General features: G+C 63.7%; 11 protein-coding genes. 4 read left to right on the top strand and 7 right to left on the bottom strand.

Going from position 1 to position 17,103, the window contains the following annotated elements; genetic code table 11:
- Positions 1 to 13 precede the first annotated feature (13 nt).
- Complete coding sequence (locus tag SPISAL_RS05180) at positions 14 to 1,102, top strand: alpha/beta hydrolase (RefSeq protein WP_051111892.1); 1,089 nt, start codon at positions 14 to 16, stop codon at positions 1,100 to 1,102.
- Here SPISAL_RS05180 and recD read toward each other — a convergent pair.
- The 5 genes from recD to SPISAL_RS05155 all read right to left on the bottom strand — a co-directional run bounded on the left by recD (position 1,095) and on the right by SPISAL_RS05155 (position 11,981).
- Positions 1,095 to 3,059, bottom strand: a complete 1,965-nt coding sequence (gene recD, locus SPISAL_RS05175; protein WP_016353420.1) for an exodeoxyribonuclease V subunit alpha — start codon at positions 3,057 to 3,059, stop codon at positions 1,095 to 1,097. The genes SPISAL_RS05180 and recD overlap by 8 nt on opposite strands.
- Entirely contained in the window at positions 3,056 to 6,742 is a 3,687-nt protein-coding gene (gene recB / locus SPISAL_RS05170) for an exodeoxyribonuclease V subunit beta (RefSeq protein ID WP_016353419.1), read from the bottom strand. Before recB ends, recD begins: the two co-directional genes overlap by 4 nt.
- Positions 6,739 to 10,230 (bottom strand): exodeoxyribonuclease V subunit gamma, encoded by a 3,492-nt coding sequence (gene recC, locus SPISAL_RS05165; RefSeq protein ID WP_016353418.1) that lies wholly within the window; start codon positions 10,228 to 10,230, stop codon positions 6,739 to 6,741. The genes recB and recC overlap by 4 nt, the downstream gene beginning before the upstream one ends.
- 26 nt (positions 10,231 to 10,256) lie before the next feature.
- Positions 10,257 to 11,330, bottom strand: a complete 1,074-nt coding sequence (locus tag SPISAL_RS05160) for an SO_0444 family Cu/Zn efflux transporter (protein WP_016353417.1) — start codon at positions 11,328 to 11,330, stop codon at positions 10,257 to 10,259.
- A 69-nt stretch (positions 11,331 to 11,399) separates the two neighbouring features.
- The gene (locus SPISAL_RS05155; RefSeq protein WP_016353416.1) at positions 11,400 to 11,981 is read right to left on the bottom strand and encodes a YqiA/YcfP family alpha/beta fold hydrolase; all 582 of its coding nucleotides are present in this window, start codon (positions 11,979 to 11,981) and stop codon (positions 11,400 to 11,402) included.
- 104 nt (positions 11,982 to 12,085) lie between these two features.
- Between SPISAL_RS05155 and SPISAL_RS05150 the strand changes: the two genes are divergently transcribed.
- Genes SPISAL_RS05150 through SPISAL_RS05140 form a run of 3 tightly spaced genes read left to right on the top strand, consistent with a single transcriptional unit; the run spans position 12,086 to position 14,965 of the window.
- On the top strand, positions 12,086 to 12,517 hold the full coding sequence (locus tag SPISAL_RS05150) for a CoA-binding protein (protein WP_016353415.1): 432 nt from the start codon (positions 12,086 to 12,088) through the stop codon (positions 12,515 to 12,517).
- Positions 12,518 to 12,530: 13 nt separating this feature from the next.
- On the top strand, positions 12,531 to 13,349 hold the full coding sequence (locus tag SPISAL_RS05145; protein ID WP_016353414.1) for an enoyl-CoA hydratase: 819 nt from the start codon (positions 12,531 to 12,533) through the stop codon (positions 13,347 to 13,349).
- Positions 13,346 to 14,965: an acyl-CoA synthetase gene (locus SPISAL_RS05140; RefSeq protein WP_016353413.1), complete on the top strand. Its 1,620-nt coding sequence runs from the start codon at positions 13,346 to 13,348 to the stop codon at positions 14,963 to 14,965. The genes SPISAL_RS05145 and SPISAL_RS05140 overlap by 4 nt, the downstream gene beginning before the upstream one ends.
- Here SPISAL_RS05140 and SPISAL_RS05135 read toward each other — a convergent pair.
- Together SPISAL_RS05135 and SPISAL_RS05130 are read right to left on the bottom strand one after the other, a co-directional pair.
- Positions 14,958 to 15,854, bottom strand: coding sequence for a methylenetetrahydrofolate reductase (locus tag SPISAL_RS05135; RefSeq protein WP_016353412.1), 897 nt, complete (start codon positions 15,852 to 15,854; stop codon positions 14,958 to 14,960). The two genes, SPISAL_RS05140 and SPISAL_RS05135, sit on opposite strands and share 8 nt — an antisense overlap.
- Positions 15,841 to 17,058, bottom strand: a complete 1,218-nt coding sequence (locus SPISAL_RS05130; RefSeq protein WP_016353411.1) for an aminomethyl transferase family protein — start codon at positions 17,056 to 17,058, stop codon at positions 15,841 to 15,843. The genes SPISAL_RS05135 and SPISAL_RS05130 overlap by 14 nt, the downstream gene beginning before the upstream one ends.
- Between the last annotated feature and the right edge of the window lie 45 nt (positions 17,059 to 17,103).

Here is a 17,103-nt window from a genome sequence, read left to right as displayed (position 1 = left end):
GCATAAGGGGCTGATGGCCACCTTGCTGTACGCGGTCTTGTTGACGGGGTGTGGTGGTCAGGGCGAAGCCGAAGGAGAGGGGCTGGCGCTGGTGGGTGAGCCACGCACCAGCCAGGGGCTGGCGCTCGATACGCAGGCGCTCGCCGAACCCCGAGGCGTCCTTAGCAATCTCGCGATTGAGACCGGCCCGACACCTCACCAGGTCGTTATGCCGGATGGGACGCCCCTGCCGCTGCGGCGGTGGGGGCCAGCCCCGGAGGCAGGCGAGGCGCCTTCCGCCGTTGTGATCGGCGTTCACGGCTTCAACGATCATGCTGGCTCTTTCCTGCCAACGGCTGCGGCGCTGGTGCCCGATGACGTGGCCGTTTACGCCTGGGATCAGCGTGGCTTCGGTGCTAGTCACCAGCGTGGCCGCTGGCCTGGAACAGAACAACTACTCAGTGATGCACGCTGGGTCATTGATCAGGTTCGCGCGCGCTATCCCGATACCTCCGTCCACTTGGTAGGACTGAGCATGGGCGGTGCGATTGTTGGCTTGTTGCAAGCCAGTGAGTCCCCGCCACCGGTCTCCAGCGGCGTGTTGGTGGGCCCTGCGTTCTGGGGTACGCAGGCCATGCCCTGGTACCAGCGCGCAGGCTTGTGGATTGTCAAACGGCTCGCACCCGGTCTGACGCTGTCAGGGCGCGACCTGGGCGTGGAGCCAACAGATGATTCGGCGGTCATGCGGCAGCTAGCGAGCGATCCGCGCCGGATCTGGGAGACACGGGTTGAGGCGGTAGCGGGCGTATCGGATTTAATGGATGCTGCGCTGGCGGCGGTCCCCGATTTGCGGGGGGCGCCCACGTTCATCTTGATCGCTGGCGAGGATGAGGTGATTCCGGCGTCGGCGGCCTGCGCCATGTTCAGGCGCCTCCCACCAAGCCAACGCTGGCGTACTGCCTATTACCCGGCGGGCTACCACATGCTCACCCGGTTCAGTGGCTCTGATGCGGTGCTTGCGGATGTGCGCCGCTTTTTGAGCGACGCCGACGCCCCGCTACCCTCCGGAGCAGAGGTCGATCGTGACGAGGGGCTGGAGCAGACCTGTGCCGGATCTAGCTGAAGAGCTGGCTCTGTCGGGTTACCTGACGCTGAATCGCCTGGGTTAGAACCCGGTCGCTGGCGCATAGCAGGGTGAAGCGCTCCCGGGCGCGCGTCACGGCCGTATAGATCAGCTCGCGCGTCAGGACGGGGGGCGCGGTGTCGGGGACGATCAGCGCGGTGTGCGCAAACTCCGAGCCCTGGGATTTGTGCACCGTCATGGCATAGACCGTTTCCACATGCTGCAGTCGGCTTGGCAGCACCCACCGGACTCGGCCCTCGCTGCGGAAGGCCACGCGCAGATCCTCCCCTTGTTCTGGATCGCCAAAGGGGGCCGGGACGCGCAGGGTGATCCCGATGTCGCCGTTCATTAGCTTCAGGCCGTAGTCATTGCCTGTCACCATCACGGGCCGGCCCGCGTACCAGCGACCGGGCGGCCCTGCTGATCCCAGCTGGCCAGTCCGGGCCAGCGCCTGCTCGATCTGCTGATTCAGGGCATCGGCACCAAAAGGTCCGCGGCGTAGGGGTGTGAGCATTTGGAACTGGCCTGCCGTCTCGAGAATGGCGGTCGCCCACGCATCCCACTCGGCGCGTTCGGCATCGGCTGCCGGTCGCATCGGATAATCCGCCCGGCTGGTGATCAGGCGCGCCACGGTCGGGTCGTCAGCGCCGTGCAGGCCGCGGTAGTCCAGATCGTCGTGATCCTGGGCCTTGAGAATATTCAGGGCGGTCTGCGCGTCACCGGTATTAATGGCGCGTGCGAGCTGGCCGATACCCCCGCCCGCATCGAATCGGAATGAGTGGCGAAGCATGGCGATGGCCTGATCCAGTGGCCTGCCCGTGTCATCGCGCAGGCTCGAGTCGACGGCCTCACCGGTGGCGGCTTGCAGCCACTGGGCCGTCTCGGCCTGGTAATGACCGCCTTCTGCCTGGGCACATAATCGCCCGAGAACGGCGCCCGCCTCGACGGAGGCCAGCTGGTCACGGTCACCCAGCAGCACCAGGCGAGCGTGCGCAGGCAGGGCATCCAGCAGAGCGGTCATCATTTCGATATCGACCATGGACGCCTCATCAACCACCACCATGTCCAGGGGCAGTGGATGACCGGCATGGTGTCGAAAGTGTCGGGTCCCTGGTCGGGCCCCGAGCAGCCGATGCAACGTGGTTACCTCTCTTGGGATAGCCTGATGCAACGCCTCACCGCCGGGCAGGTCGAGCGTGCGCAGCTGATCAATCTGGCCACCGATCGCTTCATCAAGCCGCGCAGCCGCCTTACCGGTTGGCGCGGCGAGGCGGATGCGCAACGTGGGGTGGCCCGCATCAAGCGCACTGGCCTGCAACAGGCCCAGCAATCGAATCACGGTATTGGTCTTGCCGGTTCCCGGGCCACCGGTGATCACGGCGAATTGGGAGCGCGCTGCCAGTGCACAGGCCATTTTCTGAGTGGCATTCGCTGCCGCCTCGGCCGGATGATCGGCAGGCGGAAAGAGGCGATCGGCGATTGGACGGACCGCATCCGCCGACAGGCGCGGTGCCTCGGCCAGACGATGCGCCACGGCCTCGGCGACCGCGGTCTCGTGACGGTAATAGCGGCGCAGGTACAGGGCATCATCGATCAGCACCAACGGCGTTGAACCGGCGCCATCAGTGACGGCCGCCCAGGCCGTCAGTTGACTGGCCCAGGGCTCAACCAGTGCATCAATGAGCGCCTCGGGGGTCGGCCAGTCCGGGCGGTCGGTGTCTGGATCGACGGCAATCACAGCGCGCGGCCGTCGCTGGGTGTCGGTCAGGTTAAGCAGCAGATGGCCCTGGCCGGCCTGGTGGCTGACCAGCACACTGGCCAGCAGGCAGCTACTGCAGGGGGCAGGCGCCAGGGTGTGCAGCTGTTCGGCAAGGGCCACGTCAAGCGCTCTGACCCAGCCGAGATCAGCCCAACCGCGGGCAATTCGCAGGAACTCCTCCGGGGCAGGCAGGCTCACGATATGGCCTCCGCGGCGCCGGCGAAGGCGTTATCCAGTGCCTCGATGAACGCCTTCGATGGCTGAATGGCGGCAACCCCGCGCGAGGGGGCCTGTATTCCGCGTAAAAAGACCAACTGAGCACCGCCGACGTGACGTTCGTAGTCGTAGTCCGGCAGGGTTTGGCGCAAGTGGCGATGCAGGGCCAGTAAGTAAACGGCGAGCTGCAGGTCATGGCGTTTTTCGAGCATGGCCTGCCGCAGGGCGTCGGTTGAATAGGCGGCATCATCCGGGCCCAGCCAGTTCGATTTCCAGTCAATAATCCAGTAGCGCCCCGCATGCTCGACAAGCAGATCGATAAATCCTTTCATCAGGCCGTTGAGTGTCTGATAGCCGAGGGTAGGCCGAGGTGCGTCAGGATGAATGGCTGTTCTCACCAGCCGGTCGATGGCGGGTGTTGGCGTCTGATGGGTGGTAAACCAGAAATCTGGTTCGGCGCGGTAGCGCGTGAGCTGACCGAGGACAAGCCCACTGTTGTCGGGCGCCAGCGGGGTGGTGAGCCATGCCTGCAGCCCCGCCTGAAGCGCGTCGCTGTGCTCGCCCCAACCCCGTCGTTCACAGCGTTGCACCATACGCCGCTGGAACCCCGGGTCTGCCAGTGCCTGGTTAAACCCAATGCTCGCTGCGGCTTCCAGGACACCATGAAGGAACGTGCCCGGCTCGGGCCCCCGAGGGAAATCATGCAACGTGCCTGCCGCTGGACGCTGGTCGATGAGCGGCGATGATGCGGCCTCGAGTGCCTCGTGCTCCTCGCCGCGGATCTCAGCGGCCACGGTGTCTGGCGCCCCCGTACCGAGTTGTTTGAGCGCTGAGTAGCTGGCGATCCACCATGACAAATAGGCCGGCGGCTTTGGTGTGAGCGCGGTGCGCAGCGAGTGGGGGGGCTCCGTGGGCTGATGGGTGGTCCACTCGCTCTCTCCCGGGGCGACCGTGATCGCGGGGCACTGGTCGGCGTGTGCCTGCCAGAGGCGGCGCAGGGTCGGGGCATCCGGGATGGCCTCGCCACCGCCCAGCAAATAACCGAGCGCGGATTCATGAAGGGTTGAGGTCTTCTTGGTGCCTTTTACGATGGGGGCAATGCCGAGGAATGTCGCGTAACGCGCTCGCGTGAGCGCGACATACAGAAGACGAAGTTCCTCGGACAGGCGCTCGCTGTCCGCGGCCTCGACGCTCTCCTCGGCGAGCGTGTTTTTGGGTGCGAGCTCGAGCATGGGTTGATCGCCGGCATGGAAGAGGCCGCCGCCCTTGCTGAGATCAGTCGATCTATAGCTGCAGACAAAAGGCAGGGCGACCACCGGGTACTCCAGGCCCTTTGACTTGAACACCGTGACGACCTGGATCAGGTTCGCGTCACTCTCCAGGCGCAGGATCTGCTCATCTCCAGCGGGGTCATCAATGTGCTCGCTGAGTACTCGGACCAGCGCGTGTTCGCCATCAAGGGAATCGCTGGCTTGCTGGGCCCATTCGGCCAGATGCAGGAGGTTGGTCAGGCGCCGCTCACCGTTGGGACGGGCAAGCAGGGCGGCCGGTACTTCATGGTCGTGCATCAACGCGCGAAGGGCCGGCAGAACGCCATGGCGCTGCCAACGCTGGCGATAGTCGACGAACCGGGCCTGGGCTGCTTCCCAGGCCAGCTCATCCTGCTGGAGGTTGTCTAGCGTATTGAGTGACTGGGCGAGTGAGGCGCTCGCCATTGCGCTACGTACCCGGGAGACGGACTCCGGGTTGGCCATGGCCTGTAACCAGGCCATCAGGTCCCGAGCCTCCGGTGTCGCGAAGACACTTTCCCGATCCGAGAGATAAACACTCGAAAGCCCGCGATCTGACAGCGCCTGCCGGATGCTATCCGCCTCCGCTCGATCGCGCACCAGGATAGCGATGTCACTGGCCTTCAGTGGCTCGAGTGGGTTGTCGTCAGGTTGCTCAAAACCCGCTTCACCGGCCTCAGCGGCATTGAGCCAGTGCGCGATGCGGTTGGCACAGTGCGCGGCGGCTGCATCGCGATAGGTCTCAAAGTTAATGACGCCCCTGTCGTCCTCCGGTTCGAGTATCCAGCCAATGATCCCGGCAGCGGGCTCCTCACCCAATTGAAGCCGCTCGCGGCGGCCTGCTGCACTGACCGTCTCAAAGGGTAGGGCGTCTCCCAGGCGAAAGGCGCGTTGTGGATGGCGAGCCTCGGCGTGAGCGAAAAGCTGGGTGACGGCCTCGACCGCCTCGACACTCGAGCGGAAATTGCGATCGAGGCTGTGGTGGCGCCCCGCGGTGGCGGCCCGGGCTGCGAGGTAGGTGTGGATATCGCCTCCTCGAAAGCCGTAGATCGCCTGTTTCGGGTCGCCGATCAGGATCAGTGCTTGATCGGCATCGTCTGCAGACAGGTCATAGATCCGCTTGAAGATCCGGTACTGTGCCGGGTCGATATCCTGAAACTCATCGATCATGGCCAGCGGGAATTGCTCACGGATGCGGGCGGCAAGGGCATCACCCGAGGGGCCCTCAAGCGCATCGGCAAGATCGCTGATCATGTTGTCAAAGCCCATCTGGGCGTTGGCCTCCAGGGTTGAGGCCATGCGCTCAGCGACCCACTGTCGGGCATCGGCCAGGCCGCGGGGTGGGAGCGCCTCGCGGGCCGCTTCCCAGTGCGCCTGGTGGTCATGCCAGACTTGAAGGTCATCAAAAAGGGCAAGCGGCGGGCACTCGTAACCTTTGTTCAACTTGAGTCGGTCGCGGGCGAGTTTTTGCACAAACGTTGCCTCGGTGAGGGGCAGATCGCCCTGGCCCCAGGCCCGAAGCGTTTGCAGATAGCGCTCGAATTCCGCGTCATCTGCCTTATTGCGAAAGACACTGGCGTTCATGCCGGGACGGAGCGCTTGCAGCGCTTGTTCAATGCCCGCCGGATCCCGCTGCCAGGTCGCTCGCGCCCGGGTCTCGGCCTTTTCCATGTCCGCCTTGCGGTCGGTAATGGCTTGCAGGGCGTCCGTTAAGCTGCCCTCGGTCAGCGGCGTCCCCTTGAAAACGGGCAGCGCGTCGGGTCGGTCCAGGAGCTTTTTCAGTTGTTTAGCCAGTTTAGCGGGCCCGCCAAACGCGTTGACCATTTCGGCAGCGTGAGACTCGTCGAGGGGGTAGACCCGTGTGCGCCAGTAGTCGGTAACCGCCTCTAGCTGCAGATCACGCAGATCTTTTACCAGCTCCCGGTGGAATAGCTGGCCGCTGTCAAAGGCGTGTTCGCGCAACATGCGCTGAGCCCAGCCATGGATCGTTGAAATGGTGGCATCGTCCATCCAGTCGGCAGCCAATTCCAGACGCCGGGCACAGGCCGGCCAATCGGCCTCGGGGTAGCGGTCGCGCAGGGCCAACAGAAGCGCGTCATCGGCGGCGGATTCCGTTTCAAGCGGTTCGCGGAAGGCCAGTGCGGCCTCCACCAGGCGCTGGCGAATGCGCTCGCGTAGCTCCAGGCTGGCGGCCTCGGTGAAGGTCGTCACCAGGATGTCCGGTGGGTCGAGCGGGGGCAATACGGCGTCGGCGCCTCGCCCCTGTCCCAGGATCAATCGCACATAGAGCAGCGCGATTGTGAAGGTTTTGCCCGTGCCGGCGCTGGCCTCAATGAGCCGCGTGCCCCGCAATGGAAGATCGAGGGCGAGCGTCATGTCCTGACCACCTGTCGGCGCTCGAGGTGGGCATGGAATGCGCCGTATAGGCGGTGGCTGAACGCGTTAAACGCGTCGTCCTGCACCAGGCTGTCGAGGCGCGGGTATTCCCGAACAAACAACGGGCTGCGCTCGCGAAGTGTGTCGTAGGCGTTCTCCCAGTCCCGGGGGCACTGCTTCGAGCCCACAAGCAGCGGCCGCGCGAGATCGGGATGCGTCGGGGTCGGTTGATGCATACCGAGGAGCCATTGCTTGATGAGCGCGGACAGGGCCGCACGCGCCTCGGCTGCGGGCAGACCCGGCAGCGTCAAGGTGCTGCCCGGAGAGACCAGATGGGTGTCCGTGGCAGGGTAGAGGCACTGCGTGGCCAGATGCGCTGGCCAGTGCTTGAGGAGCTGCCGCCAGTGCAGCTTGTCCTTGTTGCCCAACAGTGGGCTGGTGACCAGGGCAAGTCGGGCCCGGCGGGGCTCACCGGTCATCGTTTCTGCCATGCTGATCCCCTCAAGGCTATCCTCAAGCATGACGGTGTGCGTCTCGCCTTGCAGGGCCACTGAGACACGCAGTTCGATACGGGGTGAAGTTGTGGGCCGTTCAGGATAGTCCGCGAGCAAGGCGCGGTAGCGCATCAGTGTCTCGGGGACCCGATCGAGCAATCGGCCGCGGATCGCGTTTGCCACGGGGGCTGGCGGATAGTCACCCGCACGCTGGTGGCGGTCGATGCGTCGCTCAAGCTCGGCCATCGGATCGATGTCTACGCCGTGGCCAAGCGACTGGCTGATCGGCTCCAACAGGGTGTTACGGGCTTGCCAGCCGCCGAGGGCATCAAATTCAAATGGCTCCTCGTCGGGCGTGACGGCGGCGTCTTCCCCGGCGTAAGTGCCCAGACGCTGCTGGAACAGCGCGGTGACCGGGTCGCGTAGAAATCGAACCAGGTTCGTGAGCGTGATCGGCCCCTCCGGTATCCAGAGGGATAGCGGGTTGGCCTCGATTTCAGGGATCGCTGTACGCAGGGAGCGCCACTCATTGGCATAGGAGAACAAGGGGGATCCATCGCGAAAATAGGCTTCGGCGAACGGCTGCAGTGGGTGATCGGTGGTCAGTGCCTCGGCGACTGAGGCATCCAGCTCGTTTGTGTCCAGCCGCCAGCCGCGATCCAGATGATCCCGTAACTGCCCAACGAGGACGCTGGGGGGCTGTTCACTGTTGTCGCGAACGCTGCGGGCACACCAGCTAATGGTCAGGCGGTCACGGGCGGAGAGCAGGGCCTCGAGGAACAGATACCGGTCGTCATCGCGGCGGGCGCGGTCCCCGGCTCGATAGTGCCCTCGGCGCGCCATCAAATCGAAGTCCGGGGCCTCCGCTCGGCGGGGGTAGGCGCCGTCATTCATCCCGAGTAGCACCACGTGCTTAAAGGGGATCGCCCGCATGGGCATGAGCGTGGCAAAGGTGATGCCCCCCATCTGAAAGCCCTGCGAGAGAGCCGGCTCGTCGAGCTGCGCGAGCCAGCTCTCGCGGACCACTGCGAGCGGGAGGTCGTCGTCCACCGCCGCTTCCTCGATTTCTTGCTGCCAGGTTTCCAGGCCGGTCACTATTTGTCCCAGCAGGGCCTGCTCGGCTGCCGTCTGAGGGGTCAGTGTCGCGTCGATCATGGTCCGCACGGTCAGCGCCCAGTCGGCGGCTGGCTTGGGCTTGGCCAAGTGCACGCGGTAGTCGTCGAGGGTGGCGATGAGCTGATAGAGCGGGCCAACCAGCCCGGCATCCAGCCCTGCCACTTCGTCATAGGGCACGATGTCCTGCCAGTCGGGCTCAGACGGATCACCTGAGCCCACCGCATAGCCCATGAGCATTCGTTCAAGGCCGAAGCGCCACGTGTGCAGGGCATCCTGATGAGGTAGGCCCAGATCGGCGCGCTGCTCCGCGCTAAGGCCCCAGCGGATATTCGCGCCCTCGATCCAGCGCTTGAGCGTGTCCAGATCACCCTCTGCCAGGCCAAAGCGCGCGCGCAAGGGTGGAATGTCCAGCAAATCGAGGATCTCGCTGGCACGAAACCGTGAGCGTGGAAGGGACAGCAGGGCCTCGAGTGCCACCAGCAGTGGTTCGCGATGACGTCGGCCCTGATCCGCGATGTGATAGGGCACATACCGGCGGTCGCGATAGGTGAACTGACCAAACACCGCATCGATTATCGGAGCGTATTCATTAATGTCGGGCACCATGACCATGACGTCCCGGGGCGTTAGCTCGGCATCCTGGTCGAAGGCCGCCAGTAGCGTGTCATGCAGTACTTCAAGCTCGCGCTGCGGGCTGTGGCAGCGGTGGAACCGGATGGCGTTGTCCTGGTCGGCGCTCACTGGCGGCCAAGCGTCACGGGTCTCGTCTAAGGGCCGGAGGTTGAGGATGTCTGACTGAAGTTGGCCAAGCAGCGTGTCCGTCGTCGGCTCACTGAAAAAGTCCACGGGCTGCTGAAGCGCCTGCATCGCGGTGAGATCGGTGTGATCGTGCTCGCTGAGAAGCTGCAGGTAGTCCCGGCCTTGCTTGCCCCAGGCCGCGAGCAGTGGATGGGCATGAAGATGCAGCTGCTCGGGTTGACGATGCAGGCCCGTCGGCATGCCCTGACGGCGGCGGAGTCTGCGCTGCTGGCGCAGAACCTCCTGTGTCTCGATAATCTCGCTCCAGTCGTACTGGCAGGGGTTGAGAAGGCACAGGATGACCTCGCTTACCCCGGACAGCGCGCCCAGCGTCTCCAGCATTGGCTGCGGCAAAGAGGAGATCCCGAACACGACAATGCGCTCAGGGAGCGCCTCGGGACGTTCACTGAGGTGATGCGCCGCACCCAGGAACCGCTGATGGATTGCCGCACGGTGCGTGTCCGCACGCCCAGTGCCGAGCGACTCCCCGATTCGTCGCCACAGCGCCGGTTGCCAGCGCTGCTCATCAGGTACCGGTGTCGCGCGGCCGCCTGCGAGGCGGAGTTGATCCCGCCCCGCATCCCAGTCGTTCAACCAGTCGGCGCGATAGACCTGATACTGGTCGAACAGGTCGGCGAGCTGCTCCGCCAGCTGAAATTGCCGGCTTTTTTCCTGATCGTTGCGCAGGTAATGGGCCAGGGGCGCAAACAGCGGCTCGGTGAGCAGCGTGGGCAGTAGCGCCATGATGCGCCAGCGCAGTCGATTTTTGTCGTACGGGGAGGTGACGGGCACGGCGCCCACGCCCTCGTTGGTCTCGATAACGCTGCGGTAGGCCTGCCACTGAAAGCGCGCCGGCAGGCTGACCTCAATGCCCAGGCACACGCCATGACCGTTGCCGTCGCCTGTTGTGGCAATAGAGGTTTTCAGCCACTGAGCAATGCCATTGCTTTGCACCAGGAACAGGGTGCGCCCGAGCGGGTGCAGCGGATGTCGCCGGATCCACTGCAGGGTGAGATCGCGCAGATCCTCCATGCGGTTGCTCTGCAGCATGATCGGGCCATTGGCAGTGTGCGGCGTCATGCCCGTTAGCGTATCAACATCGGCGGTTAGCGCCCCGGATGCAGCGTTATGCCGGCGAGGCGCTGACGCAGCGGGCGTATCCCGAGGGTAAGTAACGCCAGGGCTGCCGCCACCTGAATCCATACGGGTAGCAGCTCCCCGGCGGTGCCGCTCTGGGCAGCCACATTGAGGCCCGTACCAGCGATCAGGCCATCCGTTGCCAGCCCGAGCAGGACCGTGGTCACGATGATGCTCGCGAGATACCCGGTCAGCGCGCGCACACCGAACTCGCGGCGCAGGACGCCGAGGGTGGCGAGGCTGGTGACTGGTCCAGCAACGAGAAAAACCAGCGCGGTGCCCGGGGAAACACCAGCGAGCAGCATCCCCGCGGCAATGGGCGTGGCGGCCGTCGCGCAGATGTACAGCGGGATACCAATCACGGCCATGAGCAGCATGGGCCATACGCCGCTGCCAATGCCCGCCAGTGTCTCCGCGGTGGTTAGCCCGGTCAGGACGCCCGCGAGCAGCAGTCCCACGGCGAGCCACGGTGCAATGTCATCCAGGATGTCCACGAAGGCGTAGTGCATTCCATCGCTGAGCCGAGCGCCGAGCGACGCGCGTTCGCGGTTGGCGGCTGTGCGGTTTGGGTCCGCCCCGCAGTCTTCGTTGCAACCGGCGTTACACGGCGTCGATGTCGCTGCTTGCGTTGCCGGCCGCCGGTCCGCCCCGGTGAGGGCGACGGTAATGCCTGTGCTGATTGCCGTAGCGACCGCTGACGTGGCGCGTGCCAGCATCATAAAAGGCCCGAGCAATGCATAGCTGATCGCGAGCGAGTCAACGCCGATGCCCGGCGTGCCAATGAGGAACGCGGTGGTCGGTCCGCGCCCTGCGCCACCGCGGTGCAGGGCGATGGCGGTGGGGATTGCTCCGCAGGAGCACAGCGGCAGCGGCGCACCAATCACGGCGGCCCGTGAGATCCCTGCGAAGCCATCCCCGCCAACCAGACGCTGGAGCTGGTTCGTTGGCACCAGTGCCCGCACCAGCCCGGCCATCAGCAAGCCTGCAACCAGCCATGGCGCGGCCGTCAGCGTCAGCTCAACAATCGCCTCGACGATTTTCATGTCTCCACCGTAACGCCGGTGGCCCTCACCTGGCGAGCGATTCAGATTCCCCGTGATCCTGATGCAGCATCAGTCAGGCCAGGCGTAGGCCTCGATCCCATCGAGGGCCTCTGCCATGTGCTCGAAGCGGTGACTGCCGCCGTCGAACACGAGGGGCGGCGCAAGATGCCCATATTCTCGCAGGGTGGCTCGTGCATCGAGCAACTCGTCTTCCAAATCCAAGACGAGCATCGGCGGAACCGCGTAATCCACGGCCTTCGCGGAGAGTGCATGACCGGCGTACGACGCCACCGTTGCCCGATCCAATGCGCGCAGTGGAGCCTCGGGTAGCTTCGGGTTGGCCAGTGACCGGTCCAGATATTTGCCAAGACCCCAGTGCGGGTCGCCGCTCGGATTCACCATGATGGCGGGCCGGGCCGTGCGCTGACCCATCACCGCCGCAAAATAGCCTCCGAGTGACGTGCCGATGAATGCAACGTCAGCCCCCGAAACCGACTGCGCCTCGATCTGTTCAATGATCGCCTCGCGCGAGGCGAAGCTGTCGTAGTTGATCAGATTGACGTTGAAGCGGCGCCGAAGATCCTGGACCTTCGTATCGCTGTCGAGTGCGGCCGAGTTAAAGCCGTGCAGGTAGTTCAGTGTTTTCGCCATCACTGGAGAATAGCACCGCGCAATGGAGCGCCCAATTGCTTTGACTTCACTGCACTGAAACTCGATACTCGAAATAACGGCAGGAGAGAGAAAAGGCGCTGAATATGAGCGACCATCGCCACGGGGATATTTACCCCGACGAATTCGTTCGCGAGATCCTCGATTCGGTCAAAACGATCGCGTTGGTTGGCGCCAGTGCTAACCCGAATAAACCCAGTCATGCCGTTTTAAAAGATCTGCTTTCAAAAGGCTATCAAGTCCTTCCCGTTAATCCCCGCCCCGATGTCACCGAGATTGCTGGGCTGCCGGTTTACGACACGCTCGCTGCAATCGACCGATCGGTTGATATGGTCGATGTCTTCCGTCCGGCAAACGAGCTGGCCGGTCTTGCCCGTGAAGCCGTCGCGATCCAGGCCCGCGTTCTTTGGGGCCAGCTCGATATTGTCGATGAGCAGGCGGCAGCCATCGCACGCGCTGGCGGACTGCAGGTCGTCATGGATCGTTGCCCGAGCATTGAACTGGCCCGAACACACTGACAGGAGCTTCGAGATGGCCTCACAGAACGCCCCGGAGACAGAATCGATTCTGCGTCGCGCCCCCATCGAGTCGGGTGTGCTGCGGCTCACGCTCAACGATAGCGCCCGACGCAATGCGCTGTCTGACGACATGCTGGATGTGCTCTCGAAGGCACTCGCGGATGCCCAGTCGGACCCCTTGGTGCGAGTGATCGTGCTTGCCGCCACCGGTCCAGCCTTCTGCGCGGGCCATGACCTCAAGGAAATCACTCGAGCACGGCAATCCGACGATCGCGGACGGGCGTTTTTTACCTCCACGCTAGAGCGCTGCTCGGCCATGATGCAGGCCATCGTGAATCATCCCAAACCGGTCATTGCCGAGGTGGCTGGCGTAGCGACAGCTGCCGGCTGCCAGTTGGTGGCCAGCTGTGACCTGGCCTACGCCTCCCCCCAGGCGCGTCTGGCTGTTCCTGGCGTGAACATTGGGCTTTTCTGCTCGACGCCGATGGTCGCGCTCTCTCGCAATGTCGGGCGCAAGGCCGCCATGGAGATGTTGCTGACCGGCGAGCTGATCGACGCTGCGCGCGCGGTCGAGATCGGGCTGGTTAATCGGGTGATCGACGAGGACGCGCTGACCGAGCACACAATGGGTATGGCCCGCCAGATCGCCGGGAAGTCGAGCATGACACTGGCAACGGGTAAGAAGGCCTTCTACCACCAGCAGGAGCTGCCGCTGGACGAGGCTTATGCCTACACAGCGGCGGTGATGGTCGACAACCTGCTTAAAAAAGACGCTGAAGAGGGGATTGGCGCGTTTATCGAAAAGCGCCCGCCTCAGTGGTCAGATCAGTGAATCTGTTCAATCAGGATCTCGACAAGAATCCGGCCAACCACCAGCCGCTGACGCCCCTGACGTTCCTGGAGCGCGCGGCGGCGGTCATGCCGGATCACACGGCCATCATTCATGGCACTGAGCGCATTGCCTATCGCGATTTCTATCGGCGCGCCTGCCAGCTCGCTTCCGCCTTGGTGCAGCGGGGATTCGGGTCCGGTGACACGGTCTCGGTGCTGCTGCCCAACGTCCCACCGATGCTCGAGGCCCATCATGGCGTGCCAATGGCCGGCGCGGTCATTCATGCGATCAATACACGCCTTGATGCGGCAACGATCGCATTTCAGCTCGATCATGCCGGCGCCTCCATGCTCATCGTTGATCGGGAGTTCCTCGACCTCGCTGAGGCTGCCCTTGCCCTTACCGAGGTCGAGCCGACACTGGTGATTTACGATGATCCGCAGCATCCGCACTCAGCGGCTGGGCAGTTGCCCGCCGAGACGTATGAATCGCTGCTCGCAGCGGGTGATCCCGATTTTGATTGGGCTCTGCCCGCCGATGAATGGGATGCGATTTCGATCGGCTATACCTCCGGGACCACTGGCAATCCCAAGGGGGTCGTCTCCCACCATCGCGGTGCGTACTTGCTTGCCCAGGGCAATGCGCTAATCGCCAACATGCCACGGCACTCGGTGTATCTGTGGACCCTGCCGATGTTCCACTGCAACGGCTGGTGTTTTCCTTGGACGCTGTCGGTGGTCTTCGGTACGCATGTGTGTTTGCGTCAGGTTCGCGCCGAGCCGATCTGGGAGGCGATTCACGCGCATCAGGTCACGCACTTGTGCGGGGCCCCACCCGTCATGGCGCTCCTGGTCTCTTCCGAGGCGGGGGCGGGGCAGCAGCTGGACCACGCAGTCGATTTTTTCACGGCCGCCGCACCCCCACCCGAGCGGGTGCTCGCCGATATGGAACAGGCCGGTTTTACCGTGACCCAGCTCTATGGGCTCACCGAGACGTACGGCCCAGCCGTCGTCAATGAGTGGCACGCGGAGTGGGATGGGTTGGATATCGAGGCACGCACCCGCCAAAAGGCGCGTCAGGGGGTGCGCTATCTGCCACTCGAGGCGCTGAGTGTAATGGATCCGGATGCCATGACGCCCGTGCCGAAGGACGGCGAGACCATCGGTGAGGTGATGTTCCGTGGCAATGTGGTGATGAAGGGCTACTTCCGCAACCCCAAGGCCACCGAGGAAGCCTTTCGCGGCGGGTGGTTTCGCTCCGGTGACCTCGGCGTCATCCATCCCGATGGCTACATTCAGCTCAAGGATCGCTCCAAGGACATCATTATCTCCGGCGGCGAGAATATCTCGTCTATCGAGATCGAGGATGTCCTCTACAAACACCCAGCAGTCGCCGTTGCCGCAGTGGTCGCCATGCCGCATGCGCGCTGGGGCGAGACACCTTGTGCGTTCGTAGAGTGTCTTGCTGGTGTCGAAGTCGACGCAGAAGAACTAACACGCCACTGCCGAGACAATCTAGCGGGCTATAAAATACCGCGGCATTTTGTCTTTGAATCGATCCCTCGAACGGCGACGGGAAAGATACAGAAAAACGAGCTGAGAAAACGCGTTAATTAAGTTGAATTGCATCGCCTTTGATATCGAAATCTCCCCGCGTGACTGAGCAGGCCCAGGCGGCGGTTTTTTCGAAATTCCCGAAGGAATAAAAATGGAATCCGGCGACGCTTTTCTCCGCGTTAACTAAATGCGCAAGGCTCGCCACGAGTACCTCGGTGGTGTCATGGCCCATCGCTGTTTTTGCCAACCGTCGTCCGCTTTTTCGAAGCATGCCCAGACTGCCGGATAGCCCGCAGGAGCTGGCAAGCTGAAGTAGTCGTCGGGTGCTGACCACACCGGGTACGCCGATTTGCAGCGCGGTCTCGCCAGCGGCCTCGCGGTATGTCTGGGTGTGCCAGTCCACGACGGCGTCCGGCTCCAGAACAAACTGAGAGACCACGCGAACGGCGATGCCTGCCTGCTGGGCGAGGGCGATTTTCTCCTGGAGAACCCGCGCGGGCTCATCGCCCTGCATCACGGGGTGACCCTCCGGATGACCCGCGATGTCCACGGCCTCAATCCCGAAGGCACTCAGCACACCGGATGTCAGCAGGCTGCTCGCATCGGGGTAAGGCCCGACAGGCGTATCCGGATCACCGCCAAGCAGCAGGAGGCGCTTGACGCCCGCTTCTTCGGTCAGGCGCTGGACAAAGTCCCGCAACACCGCTTGGGACTCCACGCGCCGGGCGGCTACATGCGGGATCGGAATCATCCCCTGTTCATGCAGCTTGGTGGCGGCCTGAATCATCTCATCAAGATCAGCTCGGGGTGGCCAGGCGATGTACACCTCCGTGCCCACCGGAAGATGATCCCGAAAATCCGTGATTCGCGCGGCATCCCGGGGCATGGACTCAATGGAAAAACCCAGTGCGGCCTGAGCGATTTCCGCCCGGCGATCAGATGGCAGCATGAACAGGCTCCGTTGTTGCCAGTGGCTCCGTGGCGCGGCCGCGGGGTATGTCGCCGGCCTGATCGTAAAGGGGCAGGCTGCAGACCTCGGCGGCGTGGGTCTGCCCATCGGTGCAGAGTACCTCGAGCTGAGTGCCTGGGCCGGCTTCAGGGTCGTCCAGTCGGACAATCGCGATACCGGTGCCAAGCGTAGGCGACCAGGCGCTACTCGTCACTCGGCCAGCCGGTTGTCCGGCCTGACTCACCGTGAGCCCGTGGCGAGCGGTCCCGCCCGGGCAGGTCAGGCCCCAGGTTCGACAGCGGCGATCGGCGGTGCGTAGGGCCTCACGGCCGGCAAAATCGCCTTTTTCCAGGTCAACAATGCGACCAAACCCCGCCTCGAATGGCGTAATCGTCGCATCGAAGTCAGTGCCCGCGAACAATAGCCCACCCTCAATGCGCCGGGCATTGGTCACCTCGGCCGGCGTTGTGCCCATCTCGTACTGCTGACCAACCTCGAGAATGCGATCCCCGATGGCCTCGGCGTCTGCGCCAGGCTCCAGGTAGAACTCCCACCCGAGCTCGTTTGTAAAACCGGTCCGGGTAATGACCAGGGGCTGGCCGTTGACTTGGATGGTCGCCATGTCGAAATAACGGAACCGCTCGGGCATGCCCTCATCGGCGACTTCGGCCAGCACATCCATGGAACGGGGGCCCTGAACCTGGCTTATCCAGGTATCGGTCACCCGCACTTCGGCGTCAAATTGCCCGGCATGCGCTCGAAGCCAGCCATGGAATTCGCCATCGCTTTGCACATACCAGAAGTGATCGGGCGCAAACCGCATCAGAACCCCGTCCATCATCACGCCACCATCGTCGTAGCAGGCAATTTGATAGCTGCAACGCCCAACCCGGACAGCGGCAATCGAGCGGGTGAATACGCGCTCAAGCAAGGCCTCGGCCTGCGGTCCACGAATTTCAGTGGCCAGCTCACCCGTGTGCGAGAGCATGACCTGACGGCGTAAGCGCCAGTAGAGGTCTTCCATGGGCGCGTTGCCATACGACAGCGAGCGCAAGCGGCCATTGTAGATCCCGAAGTGCGGATCATGTGCCAACTCCTGGTAGACCAGCGGATGCGGGGTCATGCTCTGTCGAAACTCGCTTGCCCCTCCTGTACTGGCAACAGGCTTGACCACGAATTCAACGCCGTCCGTCTTCCGTGTCATGGCTCCTCCGGTCCGTGCCGCGGGCACGTTTATTGTTCTGATCTT

The sequence above is a fragment of the Spiribacter salinus M19-40 genome (assembly GCF_000319575.2).
GTDB classification, from domain to species: Bacteria; Pseudomonadota; Gammaproteobacteria; order Nitrococcales; family Nitrococcaceae; genus Spiribacter; species Spiribacter salinus.
Note: the sequence above shows the minus strand (reverse complement) of the source record. Positions and strands in the feature narration are given on the sequence as shown.

Excerpts from the sequence above, each read along its gene's own strand:
- SPISAL_RS05135 (WP_016353412.1), bottom strand. The coding sequence starts at position 15,854 with ATGCTGCCATCTGATCGCCGGGCGGAAATCGCTCAGGCCGCACTGGGT.
- SPISAL_RS05180 (WP_051111892.1), top strand. The coding sequence starts at position 14 with ATGGCCACCTTGCTGTACGCGGTCTTGTTGACGGGGTGTGGTGGTCAG.
- recC (WP_016353418.1), bottom strand. The coding sequence starts at position 10,230 with ATGACGCCGCACACTGCCAATGGCCCGATCATGCTGCAGAGCAACCGC.
- SPISAL_RS05145 (WP_016353414.1), top strand. The coding sequence starts at position 12,531 with ATGGCCTCACAGAACGCCCCGGAGACAGAATCGATTCTGCGTCGCGCC.
- recB (WP_016353419.1), bottom strand. The coding sequence starts at position 6,742 with ATGACGCTCGCCCTCGATCTTCCATTGCGGGGCACGCGGCTCATTGAG.
- SPISAL_RS05130 (WP_016353411.1), bottom strand. The coding sequence starts at position 17,058 with ATGACACGGAAGACGGACGGCGTTGAATTCGTGGTCAAGCCTGTTGCC.
- SPISAL_RS05155 (WP_016353416.1), bottom strand. The coding sequence starts at position 11,981 with ATGGCGAAAACACTGAACTACCTGCACGGCTTTAACTCGGCCGCACTC.
- SPISAL_RS05160 (WP_016353417.1), bottom strand. The coding sequence starts at position 11,330 with ATGAAAATCGTCGAGGCGATTGTTGAGCTGACGCTGACGGCCGCGCCA.
- SPISAL_RS05150 (WP_016353415.1), top strand. The coding sequence starts at position 12,086 with ATGAGCGACCATCGCCACGGGGATATTTACCCCGACGAATTCGTTCGC.